Raw genomic sequence first — 19,425 nt, 5'->3', positions numbered from 1 at the left:
ACGGACACGGTACCGTCGTCGGGCGAGGCAGCCGCGTCGACCGTGCTGGAACGCTGCGCGGGCTCAGCCGCCCACGTGTTGTTCCACCGCGTGGACGCCTCGCCCGACTCCGCTGCGCTTGACTCCGCTGCGCTCGACTCCGCTGAGCTCGACTCCGCTGAGCTCGACTCCGCTGCCCGCGACTCCCGCGCGCGCACGCCCTGCACACCGGGAAGCTCCGCCACGGGCCGCACCACCCCCGGCTCGGCCGACCGCTCCCGCTTGGGCGCCGCCCCCGTGCGGCGCAACGGCGTCACCGGAGCCACATGCTCGGACCCCGAAGCTCCCACAGCTCCATCGTCGGAAGACTCAGAAGGAAACCTCACGACCACGACAGCTCCCTCCTCGTTCTTCTCCCGCTGATGTCACTGCCGTCTGTTCTCGCCCCGAGCCGACTCTCGCCGAGGCCGCCGTCACGCCCCCTTGCGAGCCTGCAGCTTCTTCTCCAGCGAGTCCACGTTGTCGGCCTCCACGGGCGCCGCCGCCGCGTTCGGGTCTGCGATCACGCCGAGCTTGATGAGGATCTTCTTCTCGATCTCGGCGGCGATATCAGCGTTCGCGATCAGGAAGTTGCGCGAGTTCTCCTTGCCCTGGCCGAGCTGGTCGCCCTCGTACGTGTACCAGGCGCCCGACTTCTTGACGATGCCGTGCTCCACACCGAAGTCGATGAGGCTGCCCTCGCGCGAGATGCCGACGCCGTAGAGGATGTCGAACTCCGCCTGCTTGAAGGGCGGCGCCATCTTGTTCTTGACGATCTTGACGCGGGTGCGGTTGCCCACCGCCTCGGTGCCGTCCTTCAAGGTCTCGATACGACGGATGTCAAGGCGGACCGACGCATAGAACTTGAGGGCCTTACCGCCGGCGGTCGTCTCCGGGCTGCCGAAGAAGACGCCGATCTTCTCGCGGAGCTGGTTGATGAAGATCATCGTGGTGTTGGTGGAGCTCAGCGCGCCGGTCAGCTTGCGGAGGGCCTGCGACATGAGCCGGGCCTGGAGGCCGACGTGCGAGTCGCCCATCTCGCCCTCGATCTCCGCGCGGGGCACCAGAGCAGCGACCGAGTCGATGACGACGAGGTCGATCGAGCCGGAGCGGACCAGCATGTCGGCGATCTCGAGCGCCTGCTCACCGGTGTCCGGCTGCGAGACGAGGAGGGCGTCGATGTCGACGCCGAGCTTGCGTGCGTACTCCGGGTCGAGCGCGTGCTCGGCGTCGATGAAGGCCGCGATGCCGCCGGCCCGCTGGGCGTTGGCGATGGCGTGCAGCGTCAGCGTGGTCTTACCGGAGGACTCCGGACCGTAGATCTCGACGATGCGACCGCGGGGCAGACCCCCGATGCCGAGGGCGACGTCGAGCGCGATCGACCCGGTGGGGACGACCTCGACGGGGGCGCGCTCGTCGCTGCCCAGTCGCATGACCGAGCCCTTGCCGAACTGACGGTCGATCTGGGCGAGCGCGGTCTCGAGCGCCTTCTCGCGGTCTGCGGGTGATGGCATTGCGGTTCTCCTTCGTGGGCTTCGCTGACGAGTTCGACTGTATGGCCGACCGCCGACACTCCGGGTGTCGTCCGATGGATCCGTGGACAACTCGTTTTCGATTGCTGCCTGTGCAGGAGTCTACGCACATCCGAACATATCTTCGAGCGCTCCGACCCGGCGTGTCGCTGCGCGATTCGTCACGAATGTGGGGTTTGCGCGCGCCAATCGCGACATTCGTCACGAATGTCACCGCGCGGGTCTTGGCGCGATTCGGCACGAATGTCGACTCCGAGCGGCGCATTCGCGACATTCGGCACGAATGTCGACTCCGAGGGACGCTCAGCGCTTGGGCGCCGGCATTCCCGCGCCGTACCAGTGCGACTGCGGCACGCCGGTCTCGCGGCACAGCGCGAGCCAGACCTCGCGCGCCGGGATGCCGGCGCCCAGCGCGTCCTGCGCCGTGCGGCCGCCGAGCTCCCCGAGCACGAGGTCCGACAGGAGCGCTTGTCCGTATCCCGAGCCGAACTCGTCGACGACGGCGCGCTGGAACTCGCTCAACTTCATGGGTTCACCTTAAACGAGCGACGCCCCGCATGCTGCGGGGCGCCCTCGGGAATGTCGTGGGTGGTTCAGCGGGAGACGAGGTTCGCGTCCAGAGCGGAGACGAAGTCGTCGGGGATGGTGTCGGGGATGCCCGGCTCGAGCCCTTCGAGCACCGCGATGCGGTCGCCGACCTCGCGCATGATGACGGAGACCGGGGTCTCCAGGGCGTCGGCCACCGAAGCGAGGATCTCGCTCGAGGCCTCTTTCTGACCGCGCTCGACCTCGCTCAGGTAGCCGAGGGCGACACTCGCCTTGCTCGCGACCTGACGCAGGGTGCGGCCCTTCTGCAGGCGGAAGTCCCTGAGCACGTCGCCGATTTCCTGACGTACAAGAATCATTTCGGAGCCTCCTTCTTCTACCCTGCCGACGTATCGAATGGATGCCAACTGTACCGCATCCATGTCAGTCACGATATCCGCGACGACTGGGCTTTCGTTGTGAATGCAAGGAGTTGTAACCGAACGGAAACACCAGCTATTCCCTGGCCACCGGGCGGGTCCGGAAGCACCCCCGAAGGGGTGTCAGCGCTCCACGATCCCGAGCTCCACAGCCAGTTCGCGCACCGCCCGCGTGACCGTCTGCGACCGGATGGACTGCCGGTCCCCCGCCAGCCTCAGCTCGGAGGACCGGACTCCCGACGCCGACGCGACGCCCACGTAGACCGTGCCCACCGCGCGGCCGCCCTGCGGGTCCGGGCCGGCCACACCGGTCGTCGAGACGCCGAGGTCGGCGGGACGCCCGTCGACGGCGAGCCGCTCCCGCACCCCGGCGGCGAGCTGGCGCGCGACCTCCGCGTCGACCGGCCCCTCGCGCTGCAGGAGCTCGGCGTCCACACCGAGCAGCGTGTGCTTCAGCTCCGTCGCGTAGACCACCGCAGCGCCGAGCACCGCGGCGGAGGCGCCGGGGACGCGGGTGAGTTCCGCCGCGAGGCCTCCCCGGTCAGCGACTCGGCCACGGCGATCGTCTGGCGGCGCTCGATGAGTATGCGCACCACCCGGAAGGTGAGGTCGGCCGCTGCGACGTCGTCAGGCCCCGACACGCGTGGCCCTCCGACCGCGGTAGGCCTGCCAGAGGTAGTCGAAGCCGGTCACGACGGTGAGGATGATGGCCGCGGTCATCAGGATGCCGTTCACCCAGAAGATCCAGTCGCCGAAGATCGTCCAGAGCGGGAAGAGCGCGAACGAGATCGCCACCGACTGCACGATGGTCTTGATCTTGCCGCCGCGGGAGGCCGCGATCACGCCCTGGCGGATGACCACGAACCGGTAGACGGTGATGCCGATCTCGCGCACGAGGATGACGATGGTGACCCACCAGGGCAGCTCGTTCAGGATCGACAGCGACACCAGCGCGCCGCCGGTCAGCACCTTGTCGGCGATCGGGTCGAGCAGCTTGCCGAGGTCGGTCACCGTGTTGTTGCGTCGCGCGATCGCGCCGTCGACCCCGTCGGTGGCGATGGCGAGCACGAACAGCACCGCCGCCGTCCAGCGCAGCGGGCCGTCGTGGCCGGCGTCGGCGAGCAGCATCCAGATGAACAACGGCGCGAGGAGGATGCGCACCACCGTGATCAGGTTGGGCACGTTCCAGTTGCTCGCGCGGTTCGTCCTGCCGTCCGCCGCGGCCGGCGGAGGCGTGTCGGGCACCGACATCGCGGTCTACTCCCTGCCGGTCAGTTGCCAGGCGTCCTCGTCCGAGTCGCCGTCCACCTCAGGATAGCCCTCGGACATCGCCGCGACGGGGTCCGCTCCGTAGCGGTCGCCGTCGTCGTGCGCGTCCGCGACCGGCTGCCCGGCCGGCGCGGGCGCTGCGGCGGGCCGCGACTGCGGCTCCTCCCCGCGGAGGCGCGCCATCACCTGCCCGAGCTGCTCCGCCGTCACGAGCACGTCGCGGGCCTTCGAACCTTCCGAGGGCCCGACGATCTCGCGGGACTCGAGGAGGTCCATGAGCCGTCCCGCCTTGGCGAAGCCGACGCGGAGCTTGCGCTGGAGCATCGACGTGGAGCCGAACTGCGACGAGACGACGAGCTCGGCCGCCGCCAGCAGCAGCTCGAGGTCGTCACCGATGTCGGAGTCGATCTGCTTCTTCTCCGCGCCCGCCGTCACGTCCTGCCGGTACTCGGGTCGCGCCTGCCGCGTGACGTGGTTCACGACCTTCTGGATTTCATCCTCGTTCACCCACGCACCCTGCACACGCACCGCCTTGGAGGCGCCCATCGGCAGGAAGAGCGCGTCGCCCTGGCCGATGAGCTTGTCGGCGCCCGGCTGGTCGAGGATGACCCGCGAGTCGGTGACGCTGGTCACCGCGAACGCGAGCCGGGAGGGCACGTTGGCCTTGATGAGGCCGGTCACGACGTCCACGGACGGGCGCTGCGTCGCGAGCACCAGGTGGATGCCGGAGGCGCGGGCGAGCTGGGTGATGCGGACGATGGAGTCCTCGACGTCGCGCGGGGCGACCATCATCAGGTCGGCGAGCTCGTCCACGACCACGAGCAGGTACGGGTAGGGCTTGAGCTTGCGCTCGCTGCCCTCCGGAAGCACGATCTCGTTGTTGACCACGGCCTTGTTGAAGTCGTCGATGTGGCGGAAGCCGAAGCTCGCGAGGTCGTCGTACCGCATGTCCATCTCTTTGACGACCCACTGGAGCGCTTCGGCGGCCTTCTTCGGGTTCGTGATGATGGGCGTGATGAGGTGCGGGACTCCGCCGTAGATGGTGAGCTCGACGCGCTTCGGGTCGATGAGCACCATGCGGACCTCGGACGGCTTCGCGCGCATGAGAAGGCTGGTGATCATCGAGTTGACGAAGCTCGACTTTCCGGAACCGGTCGAGCCGGCCACCAGGAGGTGCGGCATCTTGGCGAGGTTCGCGACCACGAACCCGCCGCCGACGTCCTTGCCGATGCCGATGGTCATGGGGTGGACGCTCTTGGCGGCCGCCGGCGAGCGGAGGATGTCGCCGAGCGAGACGATCTCACGGTCGCTGTTCGGGATCTCGACGCCGATGGCGGACTTGCCGGGGATCGGCGAGAGGATGCGGACCTCGTTGCTCGCGACCGCGTAGGAGAGGTTCTTGCTGAGCGCAGTGACCCGCTCCACCTTGACCCCGGGGCCGAGCTCGATCTCGTACTGGGTGACTGTCGGGCCTCGGGAGTACCCGGTCACCCTGGCGTCGACGCCGAACTGGGTCAGCACCTCGGTGATGGCCGCGACGATCTCCTCGTTCGCGCTGGAGCGCGTCTTGGCCGGCGTGCCTGCCGAGAGCATCGTGGCCGAGGGGAGGTTGTAGGGCGCGGTCGGCTGCGCGACCTCGTCGACGGCGACCGTCTCGTCGAAGTCGTCGGCGGCGGCCTGGAAGCCCGGCAGCACGGCCGGAGCCGTCGGCAGGGGCGCAGCCGCAGCGGTCGGCGGCACCTCGCCGGTGAAGCGCTGGAGCACGGACTCCGCGTTGGCGAGCTCGCTGAGCACCTCGGTGTTGTAGTGGTCGCTCGACGGGTCCGGCTCGAGCGGGGAGGCGAACTCGCCCTTGCCCCGCGCGGGGGCGCCGAACACGTCCGTGAGGTCTGCGGGCGCCTCGTAGTCCGGGTCCTCCTCGCGCTGGGACGTGTTGCGCCGCCACCAGGGCAGCGCGGTCTCGCCCTCCGACTCGTCCAGGCCGTCGAGCTCGACCTGCTCGGTGCGCTGGTTCTTGCGCTCGTCCTTGGCCTCCTGGCGCTCCTCCTCGGTGGGGAGCTGTGCACCGAACAGGTAGGCGTACAGCTCGCGGATGCGCGCGGGCAGCTTGTTGGGCGGCGTCTTGGTGATGATGAAGAGGCTCAGGATCAGCAGCAGGATGATGACCGCTGCGGCGCCGTAGGGCGTGATCAGCCAGGAGAGCGGGGCGGCGATGAGCCAGCCCAGCATTCCGCCGGCCTGGGCGAGCGCGGCGACGCCGTCGGTGGGCGACGGGTGGTGACTGAACAGGTGGCAGAGCCCGGAGACCATCAGCAGCAGGATGCCGAGGCCGATCCCGATGCGCGTGTTGTCGTGCACGGAGCTGGGATGCCGGAACAGCCAGGCCGCGAAGACCACCATGATGACCGGGAGCGCGAACGCGACCCGGCCGAAGAGGAGGCCGAAGGTCCAGGAGTCGAGCGTGCGCGCGACCTGGTCGTTGATCAGGAACCATTCGACGACGACCCCGGCGATGGCGAGCAGCACGAGGAAGAACGGGAAGCCGTCGCGCCGCTCCTCCTTGCTCAGCTTCTCGGGCCCGAGCGCGCGGAACGCCCCTCCGGTGAGGTGCGCCAGCCCCATCCACGCACGGACGAGCGGGCTCGGCGCGTCGTCGGCGGCCGGGTATGCGACGGTCTTCTGATTCTGCGTCTTCGTCGGGGTCTTGGCGGCCGTCTTGCGCGCCGTCGAGCCGCCGCGACCGGACCCCCGGGCGGACGAAGTCGACTTGGTGCTCGTAGCCATAGGTTCAACGCTACTTCGCACCCCCGGCAGGGGGACGGATCACGCGCTGAATTGGGGAAAATCGGCGACGGCGCGCGGGCTGTGACGGACCCGCCTGGAAGGGAGGCCTGTGGAGGAACGGGCGCTCAACGCACCGCGCGCACCATCGTGTCCGCCGTCGCGCGCGCCTGCACAGTCACGTAGCCCTCGCTCACGTAGAGCCGCTGGGCGAAGTTGGCACGCTCGACGCTCAGGCTCAGCCGGGCGGCGCCGGCGACGGCGGCCTGCCTCCCGAGCTCCTGGAGCAGCGCGCGGCCGACGCCCTGCGCGCGCCACTGCGCGTTGACGCCGAGGGTCAGTTCCGGGACGCCGACGGCGACGAAACCCTTGCCGGGCGCGTCCGCGGGGAACAACCGTGCCCAACAGGCGCCCACCGCCGCGCCGTGGGCGTCCTCCGCGACACAGCCGAAATCCCCCGGCCGCTTCCAGCCGGCGACATAGCGCAGCACGCTCGGGTCCTCCAGGACGGCGACGCGCGGGCGCGCCCGGGAGGCGTTCCAGTTCGCGGCCTCCACCAGCATGTCCGAGAGGATGCGCGCGTCCTCCCGGTTCGCGGGGCGGATCCGGAACCCTGTCATGGCTGAACGCTACTCGCCGGGATGTTACGCGCGGGTTACAGAGCCCGCGCCGGAGGGCGGCACTCAGTACCGGATCGCATCGATCACCTTCACCCGCACCGCGACGAGCGCCGGCAGCAGCCCCGCGAGCGCCCCGACCGCGCTCGCCGCGACGAGGCCGAGCACGGCGGCCTCCACCGGGAACGGCGGCATGTCCGCGATCATCCCGCGGCCCATCTGCTGCTCCACCCACGGATTCTTCACGACCAGCACCGCCAGAGCGACGCCTGCCGCGCCGGCGACCACCGTGGCCATGACGCTCTCCATCATCACCGCGAAGAAGACCCGCGCGCTGGTCGCGCCGAAGCTGCGCCGCACACCGATCTCCCGGATGCGGTGCCGCACCGTCACCAGCGCGATATTGACGAGACCGAGCGTGCCGAGCACGAGGATGAGGACGGCGATGCCGCCGACGCCCAGCTTCAGGGGCAGCAGCGGATCCCCTCCCGGTACGCGAGATAGTCGCTCCGATCGACGTTCACCATGCCCGTCCCGAGCGCCTGGTCGAACTCTGAGGAGATCGCTGCGACCAGGGGCTTCGCGACCTCCGGGGGCACTCACGCCTCGAGCGAGGGCGGTCCGAAGACGGTCTGGGCGGCCGCGAGCCGGTCGACGCCGGAGTTCAGGACGATCGCAGCGGGGTCGTCGGCCGACTCGGGCGTCTTGACGACGCCGACGACGACCGCCACGACCTCCGTCTCGCCCTTCAGGACGACCCCCGGCGTCACATAAGCTCCATCTTACATGTAAGTGGTGATACTCCGGTCAGGCCTCGATGACGAGCGGCACGATCATCGGGCGGCGGCGGTAGCTGGTGTTCACCCAGCGGCCCACCGTGCGGCGGACCACCTGGGAGAGCGCGTGCGAGTCGCGGACACCGTTGTGCGCCGCGTCGGCGAGCGCCGCCGCGATCTTCGGCTTGACGGCGTCGAACACGGCGTCGTCCTCGGCGAAGCCGCGGGCGTGGATCTCCGGACCGGTGACGATGCGTCCGCTGGCGGCCTCCACCACCACGATGATCGAGATGAAGCCCTCCTCGCCCAGGATCCGGCGGTCCTTGAGGTCGGCGTCGGTGATCTCGCCGACGCTCGAGCCGTCGACGTAGACGAAGCCCAGGTCGAGCTGGCCGACCACGCGGGCGACGCCGTCGCGCAGGTCGACGACGGTGCCGTCCTCGGCCAGGATCGTGTTCTCCTCCGGCACGCCGGTGTCCATCGCGAGCCGGGCGTTGGCGACCAGGTGGCGGTACTCGCCGTGCACGGGCATGACGTTGCGGGGCTTCAGGATGTTGTAGCAGTAGAGCAGCTCGCCGGCGGCCGCGTGCCCGGAGACGTGCACCTTGGCGTTGCCCTTGTGCACGACGTTGGCCCCGAGCTTGGTCAGGCCGTCGATCACGCGGTAGACCGCGTTCTCGTTGCCCGGGATGAGACTGGAGGCCAGGATGACCGTGTCGCCGGGGCCGACCTCGATCTGGTGGTCGAGGTTCGCCATGCGCGCGAGCACCGCCATCGGCTCGCCCTGCGAACCGGTGGACATGTAGACGATCTCGTCGTCCGGGAGGTCCGCGGCCTTCTTGTAGTCGATCAGGACGCCCTCGGGCACCTTGAGGTACCCGAGCTCGGCGGCGATGGTCATGTTGCGCACCATCGAGCGGCCCAGCAGCGCGACCCGGCGGCCGTTGGCGGCGGCCGCGTCCAGCACCTGCTGAACGCGGTGCACGTGGCTGGAGAAGCTGGCCACGATCACGCGACGCGGGGCGCGGGCGATCACGTTGTCGAGCACCGGTCCGATGGAGCGCTCCAGCGGCGTGAAGCCGGGGACGTCGGCGTTGGTGGAGTCGGCCATGAACAGGTCGACGCCCTTCTCGCCCAGGCGGGCGAAGGCGCGGAGGTCGGTGATCCGGTCGTCGAGCGGGAGCTGGTCCATCTTGAAGTCGCCGGTGTGCAGCACCGTGCCGGCCTGCGTCGTGATGGCGACGGCGAGGGCGTCGGGGATGGAGTGGTTGACCGCCACGAACTCCAGGTCGAACGGGCCGAGCTGCTCGGTGCGCCCCTCCTTGACCGTGAGCGTGTACGGCTGGATGCGGTGCTCCTTGAGCTTCGCCTCCACGAGCGCGAGGGTCAGCCCGGAGCCGATCAGCGGGATGTCGGCGCGCAGCTTGAGCAGGTAGGGCACCGCGCCGATGTGGTCCTCGTGGCCGTGCGTCAGCACCACGCCGAGCACGTCGCCGAGACGGTCGCGGACCGGCGCGAAGTCGGGCAGGATCAGGTCGACGCCCGGCTGGTCCTGCTCGGGGAACAGGACGCCGCAGTCGACGATGAGGAGCTTGCCTTCGTATTCGAAGACGGTCATGTTGCGGCCGATCTCGCCGAGACCGCCGGTGGGGATGATACGGAGCGTTCCCGGTTCGAGGGCGGGAGGCGCGGAGACGAGGTTGGGCATGTGCCCTCCAATGTAGGGATGTATACGTGCGTCCGGGCTGGTGCCCGGGGTGGTGCGGACCGCTGAGCGGCCTTAGCGTGTGGCCCCGGCGATCTTGGGCAGAGCGCCGCCGGCGGCGGCGTTGCGATCGGGGCGGAAGTTGGAGAAGTCGGCGCCGGGGATGTCGCGGACGAGGTCGAGCTCGTCCTCGATCTGTGCGGCCTCCCACTCCTCCGGGCCGACCAGCGGGAGGCGGACCCGCGGGCTGGAGATGCGGCCCAGCCCGTGCAGGATGTACTTGGCCGCGACCGTGCCCGGCACGTGCGTCATGACGGCGCGGACCAGCGGCTCCAGCTTCTGGTGGGCCGCGGTGGCCGTGGTCAGGTCGCCCGCGTTGACCGCGTCGACGATCTGGCGGTAGGGCGTGGCGGTGATGTTCGCCGTCACCCCGATGAGGCCCGTGGCACCGATCGCCAGGTGCGGGAGCACGTTGGCGTCGTCGCCCGAGAAGTACATCAGGTCGGTCTGGTTGAGCACCCGGCTGACTTCGCTGAAGTCGCCCTTCGCATCCTTGATGGCGAGCACGTTGGGGTGCTTGGCGATGCGCAGGATGGTCTCGTACTTGATCGGGATGCCGGTGCGGCCCGGGATGTCGTAGAGGATGACGGGCAGATCGGTGGAGTCCGCGATCATGCGGAAGTGCGTGAGGACGCCGGCCTGGGTCGGCTTGTTGTAATACGGAGTGACGATCATCACGCCGTCGGCGCCGGCCTTCTCGCTCTGCTTGTAGAGCTGGATGGCGTGCGCGGTCTCGTTGGAGCCTCCGCCCGTGATGATCTTGGCGCGGCCGGCCGCGACGTCCTTGCCCACCTCGACCAGACGCAGCTTCTCCGCGTCGGTGAGGGTCGAGGTCTCGCCCGTGGTGCCGGTGACGACGATGCCGTCGGCGCCCGCGACGATCACGTCGTCCATGTGCTTCTCCACGCCGGCCCAGTCGACCTCGCCGTCGGCGGTGAAGGGCGTGACCAGGGCGACGAGCACCTGGCCGAAGGGGTTCGCGGGAGCAGCCATGAGATCAAGGCTATCGGGTCGGGCCCGGCGACCGCCTCCCCGTCGGCCGATCCGTGGAGAGCCGGTGCCGACACCGGAGCTGTGGAGGACCACCCGCCGTCATCTTCGTTCACACTGCCTTCAGTCGGCCGCGCGGCGCGCGTATCGTCGCCCTCACCATGTCAGCATCCTCCGCCCTCCTCGTCCTGATCGCCCTGGTCGCCGTCGCGACGGCGGCCGGCGTCGTCTGGCGCGTCCGCACCGGCCGGGTCCGCTCGGCGCGGGCCGACCGTGTGACCGCCGCCGAGGTGGGCGCGGGCGGACTCGGCTCGCGCGCGACGCTCGTCCAGTTCTCCACCGCGTTCTGCGCCCAGTGCCCATCGACCGCGCGCGTGCTGAACGGCGTCGCGGGCGAGCACGACGGGGTCGAGCACCTGGACGTCGACCTGACGGTCCGCCCCGAGCTCGCCCGCCGGTTCGGCGTGCTGCAGACCCCGACCACCCTGCTGCTCGACGCCCGCGGCACCGTCCGCGGTCGGATCGCCGGGGCCGCGCGGCCCGGCGACGTGCGCAGCGCCCTCGACCGCATCCTGACGGAGTGACCATGACCGAGAACCCGAGCACCGCCCGACCCCGCGCAACAGGCGTCGACCCGCGCTCACCGCGGTTCGGCGCCGCGATCACGGCCATCCTGCTGCTGATCGACCTCTTCCTCGCCCTCACCGGCGCGACCGTCGCGGCCGCTGTCCTGCTGCTCCTGATCGCCCTGCTGTTCGCCTGGGGAGCGTTCGCGGGTGTGCGCCGCCATCCGTACGGCCTCCTGTACCGCGTCGCGGTCCGCCCCGCCTCGCGGCGCCGACCGAGCTGGAGGACCCGGCGCCGCCGACCTTCGCGCAGGCCGTCGGGCTCGTCGTCACCGGTCTCGGCCTCCTGCTGTTCGTGCTCGGTGTGCCCGCCGCGCTGCCGATCGCCGCCGCGCTCGCGTTCCTGGCGGCCTTCCTGAACGCCGCGTTCGGGTACTGCCTGGGCTGCCAGATCTACCTGCTGCTCGTGCGGGCCGGCGTCATCCGGAGGGGCGTGAGCACGGCTTGACCGCCGAAACCGGGAATCCCCCGAGCGGGGGTCGGCGCGCCGGGGGCCGCCAGTAGTCTGGTCGCACCCGCGCGCACTCCGCGGCGGGAACAACAGGAGGTCTCATGGCAGTCACCAGCGAATCCACCACGGTCTGGACCGGCGATCTGAAGTCCGGTTCGGGGACGGTCTCGCTCGACTCGTCGGGTGCGGCCACGCTCTCGGTGAACTGGAAGGCGCGCTCGGAAGGCGGCGCGGAGACGTCCACGCCCGAGGAACTGCTGGGCGCGGCGCACTCGGCCTGCTTCTCGATGGCGTTCTCGAACGTCCTCGCGGCCGCCTTCGGCACGGCGCCCGAGAGCATCCGCACCACCGCCGCGGTGACCTTCGACCCCGCGCAGGGCATCACCGGCAGCCACCTCCTCGTCGAGGCGAGCGTTCCCGGGCTCGGCGAGGAGGACTTCCAGCGCCTCGCCGACGAGGCGAAGCGCACCTGCCCGGTTTCGCGGGCGCTCGTCGGCATCCCGATCACGATCGAAGCCACGCTGGCCTGAGCCGATGCGCGTGCTCGTAGCCGGCGCGTCCGGCATGATCGGCACCGCGCTCGTCCGCGCACTGCGGGCGGAGGGTCACGACGCTCTCCGCCTGGTGCGGCGGGAGCCGGCCGCCGCGGACGAGCGCGCCTGGGCGCCTTCGGCGCGCAGCATCGACCTGCGGCTGCTGGACGAGGCGGACGCCGTGGTGAACCTCTCCGGAGCCTCGCTCAACCGGTTGCCCTGGACGGCGGCGCACAAGCGGCGCATCCTCGACTCGCGCCTGGCCGCGACGGGCACGCTCGCGGACGGGATGCGCCAGGCCGCGAACCCGCCCGGCGTGTTCGTCAGCGGTGCGGCGGTCGGCTATTACGGCGACCGGCCGGGGCAGACCCTGACCGAGGACTCCGCCCAGGGCGTCGGCTTCCTCTCGGACGTGGTGGAGGCCTGGGAGACCGCGGCACACCTCGCGCCCACAGGGACCCGCGTCGCCACCATCCGCACCGGCGTGGTCGTCGGGCCCGGCGGCGCGATGGCGCCGCTGCTGCCGCTCGCGAAGCTCGGGCTCCTCGGGCCGATCGCGGGGGGCCGCCAGCACTGGCCGTGGGTGAGCCTGCGCGACGAGGCTGCCGCGATCGTGCACCTCCTGACCTCCCGACTGAGTGGGCCCGTCAACCTCGTCGGACCCGAGCCTGCGACCGCCGGCGAGGTGCTGCGGGCGCTCGCGCGGGCGGTGCACCGCCCGTACGGCCTCCCACTGCCGAGGCCGGTCGTGAACCTTGCACTCGGTGAGGCCGGACGCGAGCTGTTGCTCGCGGATCAGCGGGTGCTGCCTCAGCGCCTGCTGGACGACGGGTTCGCGTTCCAGGACAGCACGGTGCGGGACGCCATGGCGCGGCTCGTTGAGCGGACGGCTTAGCGCGCCGTCCGCTCTTGCGCCCGGTACAGCCCGATCGCCTGCCGGAGCGCCGCGCGCGCCCGGCGGCGGTCGCCGCTCGCGTCGTACGCGAGCCCGAGCCGGAACCAGGCGCGCCAGCTCTCGGGCGAGGCCTCCACCTCGGCTTTGAACTGCGGGAACTCCGCGTCGGCGGCGTCGCGCAGCGGGCGGCCGGAGGCGCGGTGCGGGAGGTCGTCGACCGGCAGCGTACCCTCGGCCGCCATCAGCTTGACGAGCCTCTCGGTGCGGGCGCCGAACAGCAGCTCCCTGATCAGGGCCCACGCCGCGATCAGCCCGATCACGATCAGTGCGACGCTCATCGCGATCCCGACGGCCGACCCCGAGGCGAACAGGAGGACCGCGCGCTGGAAGACCAGCACGAGGTACACCACGAGCAGCAGCGCCATGAACAGCGCCGAGAGACGGTTGCGCATCGGGCGGCCTACACCTCGCGGACGGTCGGGCGCGGCGGCTCCCCGTCCGGCTCGGCGATGCCGAGGTCGACCAGTTTGTCCAGGCCGACCAGCACACCGGTCGTCGTCGCGGCGGCGCGGAGCGCGAGCAGGATTCCGGCCTCGTAGGCGTCCTGCCCGATCGTGTCATGACGGATGGTCAGGGTCTCCCCCGCCCCGCCGAAGATCACCTGTTGCTGGGCGGCGACGCCGCGCATGCGGAGGCTGTGGATCGGGACGCTGCCGACCTGCTGGCCGCGAGCCCGCTGGTCGGTGTGCGGAGCGTCCACCGGGCCGCGCTGCAGCCGGGCGGCCGCGATCAGCTCGGCGGTCCGCACCGCGGTGCCGGAGGGCGAGTCGACCTTGCCCGTGCCGTGCGTCTCGACGATCTCGATGGAGTCGAAGAACCGCGCGGCGACGGTCGCGAACGCGGTGCCGAGCGCCGAGCCGAGGGAGAAGTTCGGAATGACGACGGCGCCCGCGCCCTCGTGCTCGGCCACCCTGCGCTCCAGGTCCAGGATGCGGTCGGCCGACCAGCCGGAGGTCCCGACCAGGACGTTGAGGCCGTGGTCGACGGCGAAGGCGACGATCCCCGGGCTGACCTGCGGAAGGGTCATGTCCACCAGCACGTCGGCGCCGAGCATGGCGTCGAGCGGGGTGCGGGAGTCGAGTGCGGCCACCAGCTCCAGGTCGTCGGCCGCCTCGATGAGGCGGACCGCCACGGATCCGAGCTTGCCGGTCGCCCCGGCCACGGCCACGCGAATAGTCACCCGTCCACCCTACCTGGCGAGCGCATTCGGCCCGAATGTCGCGTCTCGCGCCGCGGGAGTCGACATTCGGCACGAATGCCGGCCGAAGCTACGCTGGAGCGATGGTGTCCTTTGCCGATGTCTCCGTCACCGACGCGACCGCCCACCGGATGCTCGCGGACTACTTCGCCGAGCGCGCCGAGACCTTCCCCGCCTCCCAGGGCGCGTACCGCACGACGTTCCCCGACCCGGGCCAGTTCGTCCCGCCGGCGGGCGTCTTCCTGCTGGCGTACGACGACGGCGAGGCGGGCTGCGGCGGCGTCCGCGAGCTGCCCGTCCCGCTGTCCGAGACCGAGGACGGCGAGCAGATCGTCCGCTACGAGATCAAGCACCTCTGGGTCGCGCCCGCGCACCGCGGTCAGGGCCTCGGGCGCGCCATTCTCGCCGAGCTGGAGCACCGCGCCCGCGGGTTCGGCGCCACCGAGGTCGTCCTCGACACCAACGCCTCCTTGGAGGCCGCCGGCGGCCTCTACCGCTCGCACGGCTACGAGAGCATCCAGCCCTACAACGACAACCCCAACGCGACCGACTGGTTCCGCAAGCGCCTCACGTAAGCAGCCATCGCTTCCTCACTTTCTCCCGCCCGCGCCCGGCGTGTCGCGGGAGGAAGTGAGGAACGGATGGCTGCTAGACCGGCTGTAGCTCGGGGAGGCCGGTGCGCAGCTCGACGGGGAGGTGACCGAGGTCGTTGTGCACCACGAGCACGGGAGGCTTGGCCGAGCGCACGCGGATGATGGTCAGGCCGCAATTGGCCTGGTTGAGGCCGAGCCAGCGCCACGCGGGCGCGTCGAACACGTGCCGGACGAACCAGCCGATCACGAAGTTGTGGGTCACCAGCAGGTCGTGCCGGTCGCCCATCGCGGGCGTCAGGAACTCGTGGACCGCGTCGTCCATCTGGGCCCGGCCCGCGTCGATCTCGGCCTCGGTGACGGGGCCGAAGAACGACTCGAACACCTTGGGCATGTCGGGCGTCGGCCCGGACGGGATGCAGTCGAACAGCAGGCTGGACGGCTCCGGCACCACGGCGGGCATCCGCTCGGCGATGATCGAGGCCGTCTGCTCCGCGCGCACGAGCGGCGAGTGGTACATCCCCGTCAACGGCAGACCGCTCAGCCGGTCGGCGATGAGCTGCGCCTGGCGCTTGCCACGCGGCGAGAGCGGGCCGTCGGGCAGTCCGTGCTCGGCGTCCTGCTGCTCGCCGTGACGCACGAGGTAAAGGTAATGGGGCACCGGTAGACCTTTCGATGTAACGGGAAGGGAGACAGGCGGTCAGGCCACGAGGCCCGCGAAGACGTCGTCGTCGACGCCACCCACCGCGGAGATCGAGACCGGGCGGTCGGCCAGGTCCCGTGCGAGTTCTCGGACGTCCCCGGCGGTGACGAGGTGGAGCCGCCGGAGGCTCTCGTCGAGGTCGGCGAACTCCCCCAGGCTGATCTCGGCCCGGCCGAGCCGCGACATCCGGGTGTCCGAGTCCTCCAGCGCGAGGGCCGCACCGCCGGAGAGCTGCCCGACGGCGCGGCGGAGCTCATCCGCCGTCACCCCGCCGTCGGCGAGGCGGTGCAGCTCGGAGAGCATCAACTCGGCCACCTGCCGGGCCTTCGCGGGGGCGCAGGCGGAGAACAGCCCGAAGACCCCGGCGTCGGAGTAGGAGCCGGAGAACGAGTAGACGGCGTAGGCCAGCCCGCGCTTCTCGCGGACCTCCTGGAACAGCCGGCTCGACATCCCGCCGCCGAGGATGGAGTTGAGGACGCTCATCGTTGTGCGGCGCTCGTCGGTCGCGACGATGCCGGGCATGCCGATGATGAGGTTGGCCTGCTCGATCGGCCGGGAGACGGTGACGAGCGGGGCGCCGCGCTCGACGGTCGCGGCTGCGGTCGGGCGGCGGTCGACCGGGGCGGCCTCCTCGTCCCGGTCCCAGCCGGCGGCGTCGAGCGCGCGTTGCACGCCCGCCACGAGCACGTCGTGGTCGACGGCGCCCGCAGCTGTCACGACCAGGTCGCGCGGCCGGTAGTTGGCCCGGTAGTGGCTCCAGACGGCATCGCGGGTGGCGGCGCGGATGGTGTCGGGGCGTCCGCCGATCGGCCGCCCGAGCGGGTGGGCGCCGAGCACGGCGGTGAAGAGCCGCTCGTTGGCGACGTCGGCCGGGTCGTCCTCGGCCATCGACAGCTCTTCGAGGATGACGCCGCGCTCGTTCTCGAACTCGGTGGGGTCGAGCACGGACGAGGTGAGCATGTCGCCGATGACCTCCACCGCCATGGGGAGGTCGCGGTCCTGCACCTTGGCGTAGTAGCAGGTGTACTCCTTGGCCGTCATGGCGTTGTGCTCGCCGCCGACCGAGTCGAAGGACACCGCGATGTCGAGGGCGGTGCGCGTGCGTGTGCCCTTGAACAGGAGGTGCTCGAGGAAGTGCGTGGAGCCCAGGCTGCCCGCCACGTCGGCGACCTCGTCGCGCGAGCCCACGGCCACCCAGTAGCCCAGGGTCGCGCTGCGCGCGCCGGGCACCTGCTCGCTCAGAATGCGGACGCCGTTCGGCAAGATCGTGCGGCGGACGAGGGCTTCACCGGAAGCGGCGAAAGCGAGGTCGGCCAAACCGAGCGGGAGGTCGACTGCGCTGTTCATCCCCTCAACCCTACGCCAGCGGTCGATCGAGCGCGGAGACTGGGAAATTGAGGACAAACAGACTAGTCTGTCTACCACTATACTGAAGTGACCACCCCGACCGGTCGTCCCCCCTCGGACCGGTCGGGGGGTCTCAGAGACGAGCGGAGGCCACAGCCTCCCGGAGAGAGGAGACGACCAGATGGTCGTTAGTGCCCGCGCCACCATCCGGCCGCCCGCACCGTCGAAGATCAAGATCCTCGCGACCGCCGACGAACTCTTCTACCAGGAGGGCATCCACACGGTCGGCGTCGACCGCATCATCGCAGGCGCCCGAGTGACGAAGGCGACGTTCTACAAGCACTTCCGCTCCAAGGACCTCCTGATCATCGCCTACGTCGAGGGCCGCGACCGCCAGGTGCGCGAATGGTTCGCCGAGAAGGAGGCCGAGCTCTCCGACCCGACGGCGATCGCCCGCGCGCTCGTGGAATCCATCAACGCCGAGGCGGTGCGCCCCGGCTTCCGCGGCGACCCGTTCATCAACGCCGCCGCGCAGTTCGCGGACGAGAACCACCCGGTGCGCGTCGCCGTGACCGCGCACCGGGACTGGTACGCCAAGCACATCGAGGAGCTGTTCCGCCAGATCGGTCACCCGCGACCGGGCGACGCGGCGGACGACCTCATCCTCGCGCGCGACGGCGCACTGGCCGGCGGCTACGTGGGCGACCCGATCGCCGCGGGCGCAGCCCTGCATCGCGCGCTCGACCGCATCCTCGCCGAGAAGTAGCCGGTCGGTGACTCCGGAGGTTCGCCGGGCCACGCGCGTGTCGTCTCCGTGACTCCGGAGACCCGGCCTGTTTCGCGGGATGGCGGCTACTCGGAGACGCGGTCGAGGTCGAGCATCTGGGCGCGGGTGAGGCGGATGCCCGCGGCGGCCATCAGGCCGTCGACCTGCTCGGGACGGCTGGCGCTCGCCACCGGGGCCACGATCGTGCGCTTGGCGAGCAGCCAGGCGATCGAGACGCTCGCCGGGGACACGCCGTGCTCGGCGGCGATCCGGTCGAGCACCGCCAGGACGCGCATGCCCTTGCGGTTGACGTACGCGGAGGCGCGCACGCTGCGGGCGTCGGCGCTGAGGTCCGACTTGGACCGGTACTTGCCGGTGAGGAAGCCGTTGGCCAGCGCGTAGTACGGCATGACGGCGAGGCCTTGCGCGGCTGCGACGATGCGCAGCGCGCTCTCGAACTCGGCGCGGTGCATGAGGTTGTACTGCGTCTGGATGGCGACGAACTTCGGCAGGCCGGCCGACGCCATCACCCGCGCCTCGATGAGGCGATCCGCGCTGAAGTTGGACGCGCCGAGGTAGCGGACCTTGCCCGTCTCGATGAGCCACTCCGCGGTCGCGAGGCTGTCCTCCAGCGGCACGTCAGGGTCGTCGTCGTGGAAGTACAGCAGGTCGATGTGGTCGGTCTGCAGGCGCTCGAGGGATGCCTCCACGGCGCGCACGATGCTCACGGAGCCGAGGCCGGGGTTCTCGTGGTGGCGACCGACTTTGGTCGCGACCACCAGGTCGTCGCGGTTGCCGCGCTCGCGCATCCACTTGCCGATGAGAACCTCGCTGCGGCCGCCGACGTAGCTGTCGGCCGTGTCGATGAAGTCGCCGCCGCGCGAGGCGAAGCGGTCGAGGATCGCGAGCGAGGTGTCGCCGTCGGCCGTCCAGCCGAAGACGCTCGCGCCGAGCGACAGCGGGTACACCGCGAGGTCGCTCTCGCCGATGCGGCGCGGGGCGATGATCGAGAGCGGGCCGGTGCGCTCGAGGCCGGAGTCGATGTCGAGCGGGCCGCCGGTGTCGGTGGACGGCTCGGCGTAGGTGGACGGCCCGGCGTAGGACGGCCCGGCGTAGGCGGACGGCCCGGCGTAGGCGGATGGGCCGGTGTAAGTGGACGGCCCGGTGTACGTGGCGGGCGCCGTGTCAGTGGGCCGCTCGGCGGCGGTCGGCGACGCAGCCGCGACGGTGGGCGGCGTGTCGGCGGCGGCCTGCGCGGGCGACGCGGGAGCGGGCTCGCCAGCGCGCCGCTGCGAGGTCGCCGCCTGCGACGCGGGCGCCGAACCCGACGCGCCGTCAGCGTCCGCCGCGACCGCTGCGGCGGGGGTGCGAAGGCCGACGCTCTCGAGGAGGCGAAGGGGAAGGATCTGTGGCATCTCGTCCCCCTTCCAGCCGTTCGAGCGGGTGTTCACGCGGACGATCGATTCGTGGCTCGAATCGATTCGATGGTGCTCTTCTCTGGAACGTTAAGGGCAGAGTACGGCATGCCGCCGACACGGCACGA

At 70.8% G+C, this 19,425-nt stretch carries 22 protein-coding genes and 1 pseudogene; 6 read left to right on the top strand and 17 right to left on the bottom strand.

The annotated features are described in order from the left end of the window. From ACRAWC_RS20340 to dapA, 12 genes are all read right to left on the bottom strand, one after another. Window positions 1-329: hypothetical protein (locus ACRAWC_RS20340; protein ID WP_431349352.1), on the bottom strand; the 329-nt coding region annotated here is incomplete at its 3' end. Window positions 330-452: 123 nt separating this feature from the next. Beyond that, on the bottom strand, window positions 453-1,532 hold the full coding sequence (gene recA, locus ACRAWC_RS20335) for a recombinase RecA (RefSeq protein WP_431349351.1): 1,080 nt from the start codon (window positions 1,530-1,532) through the stop codon (window positions 453-455). A 321-nt stretch (window positions 1,533-1,853) separates the two neighbouring features. Further along, window positions 1,854-2,078, bottom strand: coding sequence for a DUF3046 domain-containing protein (locus ACRAWC_RS20330; protein WP_431349350.1), 225 nt, complete (start codon window positions 2,076-2,078; stop codon window positions 1,854-1,856). A gap of 65 nt (window positions 2,079-2,143) precedes the next feature. Further along, complete coding sequence (locus tag ACRAWC_RS20325; protein ID WP_369962894.1) at window positions 2,144-2,455, bottom strand: helix-turn-helix domain-containing protein; 312 nt, start codon at window positions 2,453-2,455, stop codon at window positions 2,144-2,146. A gap of 183 nt (window positions 2,456-2,638) precedes the next feature. Further along, window positions 2,639-3,004 (bottom strand): CinA family protein, encoded by a 366-nt coding sequence (locus ACRAWC_RS20320; protein ID WP_431349349.1) that lies wholly within the window; start codon window positions 3,002-3,004, stop codon window positions 2,639-2,641. 138 nt (window positions 3,005-3,142) lie between these two features. Continuing rightward, window positions 3,143-3,766 (bottom strand): CDP-diacylglycerol--glycerol-3-phosphate 3-phosphatidyltransferase, encoded by a 624-nt coding sequence (pgsA, locus tag ACRAWC_RS20315; RefSeq protein ID WP_431349348.1) that lies wholly within the window; start codon window positions 3,764-3,766, stop codon window positions 3,143-3,145. 6 nt (window positions 3,767-3,772) lie between these two features. Continuing rightward, on the bottom strand, window positions 3,773-6,568 hold the full coding sequence (locus tag ACRAWC_RS20310) for a DNA translocase FtsK 4TM domain-containing protein (RefSeq protein WP_431349347.1): 2,796 nt from the start codon (window positions 6,566-6,568) through the stop codon (window positions 3,773-3,775). Window positions 6,569-6,693: 125 nt separating this feature from the next. Beyond that, window positions 6,694-7,185, bottom strand: a complete 492-nt coding sequence (locus ACRAWC_RS20305) for an N-acetyltransferase family protein (RefSeq protein ID WP_431349346.1) — start codon at window positions 7,183-7,185, stop codon at window positions 6,694-6,696. A gap of 63 nt (window positions 7,186-7,248) precedes the next feature. Next, entirely contained in the window at window positions 7,249-7,785 is a 537-nt protein-coding gene (locus tag ACRAWC_RS20300) for an ABC transporter permease (RefSeq protein ID WP_431349345.1), read from the bottom strand. Next, on the bottom strand, window positions 7,782-7,952 hold the full coding sequence (locus ACRAWC_RS20295; RefSeq protein WP_431349344.1) for a hypothetical protein: 171 nt from the start codon (window positions 7,950-7,952) through the stop codon (window positions 7,782-7,784). Before ACRAWC_RS20295 ends, ACRAWC_RS20300 begins: the two co-directional genes overlap by 4 nt. A 37-nt stretch (window positions 7,953-7,989) precedes the next feature. After that, a complete protein-coding gene (locus ACRAWC_RS20290) occupies window positions 7,990-9,666 on the bottom strand; it encodes a ribonuclease J (RefSeq protein WP_431349343.1) in 1,677 nt (558 codons plus the stop codon). A gap of 72 nt (window positions 9,667-9,738) precedes the next feature. Then, window positions 9,739-10,716 (bottom strand): 4-hydroxy-tetrahydrodipicolinate synthase, encoded by a 978-nt coding sequence (dapA, locus tag ACRAWC_RS20285; RefSeq protein ID WP_431349342.1) that lies wholly within the window; start codon window positions 10,714-10,716, stop codon window positions 9,739-9,741. Between the two features lie 158 nt (window positions 10,717-10,874). Here dapA and ACRAWC_RS20280 point away from each other — a divergent pair, with 158 nt between their 5' ends. From ACRAWC_RS20280 to ACRAWC_RS20265, 4 genes and pseudogenes are all read left to right on the top strand, one after another. Then, complete coding sequence (locus ACRAWC_RS20280) at window positions 10,875-11,297, top strand: thioredoxin family protein (protein WP_431349341.1); 423 nt, start codon at window positions 10,875-10,877, stop codon at window positions 11,295-11,297. Window positions 11,298-11,299: 2 nt separating this feature from the next. After that, window positions 11,300-11,787 (top strand): annotated as a pseudogene (locus ACRAWC_RS20275) (DUF4395 family protein). A 104-nt stretch (window positions 11,788-11,891) separates the two neighbouring features. Next, entirely contained in the window at window positions 11,892-12,320 is a 429-nt protein-coding gene (locus tag ACRAWC_RS20270; protein WP_431349340.1) for an OsmC family peroxiredoxin, read from the top strand. Between the two features lie 4 nt (window positions 12,321-12,324). After that, a complete protein-coding gene (locus tag ACRAWC_RS20265; protein ID WP_431349339.1) occupies window positions 12,325-13,218 on the top strand; it encodes a TIGR01777 family oxidoreductase in 894 nt (297 codons plus the stop codon). On the opposite strand, the gene ACRAWC_RS20260 is transcribed toward ACRAWC_RS20265, so the two are convergent. Both ACRAWC_RS20260 and dapB read right to left on the bottom strand, forming a co-directional pair. Next, window positions 13,215-13,670: a hypothetical protein gene (locus ACRAWC_RS20260; RefSeq protein ID WP_431349338.1), complete on the bottom strand. Its 456-nt coding sequence runs from the start codon at window positions 13,668-13,670 to the stop codon at window positions 13,215-13,217. The genes ACRAWC_RS20265 and ACRAWC_RS20260 overlap by 4 nt on opposite strands. Before the next feature lie 8 nt (window positions 13,671-13,678). Further along, complete coding sequence (gene dapB, locus ACRAWC_RS20255; RefSeq protein WP_431349337.1) at window positions 13,679-14,458, bottom strand: 4-hydroxy-tetrahydrodipicolinate reductase; 780 nt, start codon at window positions 14,456-14,458, stop codon at window positions 13,679-13,681. A 101-nt stretch (window positions 14,459-14,559) separates the two neighbouring features. Between dapB and ACRAWC_RS20250 the strand changes: the two genes are divergently transcribed. Next, window positions 14,560-15,051, top strand: a complete 492-nt coding sequence (locus ACRAWC_RS20250; protein WP_431349336.1) for a GNAT family N-acetyltransferase — start codon at window positions 14,560-14,562, stop codon at window positions 15,049-15,051. Between the two features lie 73 nt (window positions 15,052-15,124). On the opposite strand, the gene ACRAWC_RS20245 is transcribed toward ACRAWC_RS20250, so the two are convergent. Further along, a complete protein-coding gene (locus tag ACRAWC_RS20245) occupies window positions 15,125-15,727 on the bottom strand; it encodes a histidine phosphatase family protein (protein WP_431349335.1) in 603 nt (200 codons plus the stop codon). Between the two features lie 39 nt (window positions 15,728-15,766). Further along, entirely contained in the window at window positions 15,767-17,116 is a 1,350-nt protein-coding gene (locus tag ACRAWC_RS20240) for a M16 family metallopeptidase (protein WP_431349334.1), read from the bottom strand. A gap of 181 nt (window positions 17,117-17,297) precedes the next feature. Here ACRAWC_RS20240 and ACRAWC_RS20235 point away from each other — a divergent pair, with 181 nt between their 5' ends. Next, on the top strand, window positions 17,298-17,882 hold the full coding sequence (locus ACRAWC_RS20235) for a TetR/AcrR family transcriptional regulator (protein ID WP_431349333.1): 585 nt from the start codon (window positions 17,298-17,300) through the stop codon (window positions 17,880-17,882). An 86-nt stretch (window positions 17,883-17,968) separates the two neighbouring features. Here ACRAWC_RS20235 and ACRAWC_RS20230 read toward each other — a convergent pair whose 3' ends face one another. Beyond that, window positions 17,969-19,297 carry an aldo/keto reductase gene (locus ACRAWC_RS20230; protein ID WP_431349332.1) on the bottom strand — a complete coding sequence of 443 codons (1,329 nt, stop codon included), beginning with the start codon at window positions 19,295-19,297 and terminating at the stop codon, window positions 17,969-17,971. Between the last annotated feature and the right edge of the window lie 128 nt (window positions 19,298-19,425).

It is taken from the genome of Leifsonia sp. L25 (genome assembly GCF_050632895.1).
Note: the sequence above shows the minus strand (reverse complement) of the source record. Positions and strands in the feature narration are given on the sequence as shown.

Coding starts and splice junctions, on each gene's coding strand:
- recA (WP_431349351.1), bottom strand. CDS start 1,532: ATGCCATCACCCGCAGACCGCGAGAAGGCGCTCGAGACCGCGCTCGCC.
- ACRAWC_RS20330 (WP_431349350.1), bottom strand. CDS start 2,078: ATGAAGTTGAGCGAGTTCCAGCGCGCCGTCGTCGACGAGTTCGGCTCG.
- ACRAWC_RS20325 (WP_369962894.1), bottom strand. CDS start 2,455: ATGATTCTTGTACGTCAGGAAATCGGCGACGTGCTCAGGGACTTCCGC.
- pgsA (WP_431349348.1), bottom strand. CDS start 3,766: ATGTCGGTGCCCGACACGCCTCCGCCGGCCGCGGCGGACGGCAGGACG.
- ACRAWC_RS20310 (WP_431349347.1), bottom strand. CDS start 6,568: ATGGCTACGAGCACCAAGTCGACTTCGTCCGCCCGGGGGTCCGGTCGC.
- ACRAWC_RS20305 (WP_431349346.1), bottom strand. CDS start 7,185: ATGACAGGGTTCCGGATCCGCCCCGCGAACCGGGAGGACGCGCGCATC.
- ACRAWC_RS20290 (WP_431349343.1), bottom strand. CDS start 9,666: ATGCCCAACCTCGTCTCCGCGCCTCCCGCCCTCGAACCGGGAACGCTC.
- dapA (WP_431349342.1), bottom strand. CDS start 10,716: ATGGCTGCTCCCGCGAACCCCTTCGGCCAGGTGCTCGTCGCCCTGGTC.
- ACRAWC_RS20280 (WP_431349341.1), top strand. CDS start 10,875: ATGTCAGCATCCTCCGCCCTCCTCGTCCTGATCGCCCTGGTCGCCGTC.
- ACRAWC_RS20270 (WP_431349340.1), top strand. CDS start 11,892: ATGGCAGTCACCAGCGAATCCACCACGGTCTGGACCGGCGATCTGAAG.
- ACRAWC_RS20265 (WP_431349339.1), top strand. CDS start 12,325: ATGCGCGTGCTCGTAGCCGGCGCGTCCGGCATGATCGGCACCGCGCTC.
- ACRAWC_RS20260 (WP_431349338.1), bottom strand. CDS start 13,670: ATGCGCAACCGTCTCTCGGCGCTGTTCATGGCGCTGCTGCTCGTGGTG.
- ACRAWC_RS20250 (WP_431349336.1), top strand. CDS start 14,560: ATGGTGTCCTTTGCCGATGTCTCCGTCACCGACGCGACCGCCCACCGG.
- ACRAWC_RS20240 (WP_431349334.1), bottom strand. CDS start 17,116: ATGAACAGCGCAGTCGACCTCCCGCTCGGTTTGGCCGACCTCGCTTTC.
- ACRAWC_RS20235 (WP_431349333.1), top strand. CDS start 17,298: ATGGTCGTTAGTGCCCGCGCCACCATCCGGCCGCCCGCACCGTCGAAG.
- ACRAWC_RS20230 (WP_431349332.1), bottom strand. CDS start 19,297: ATGCCACAGATCCTTCCCCTTCGCCTCCTCGAGAGCGTCGGCCTTCGC.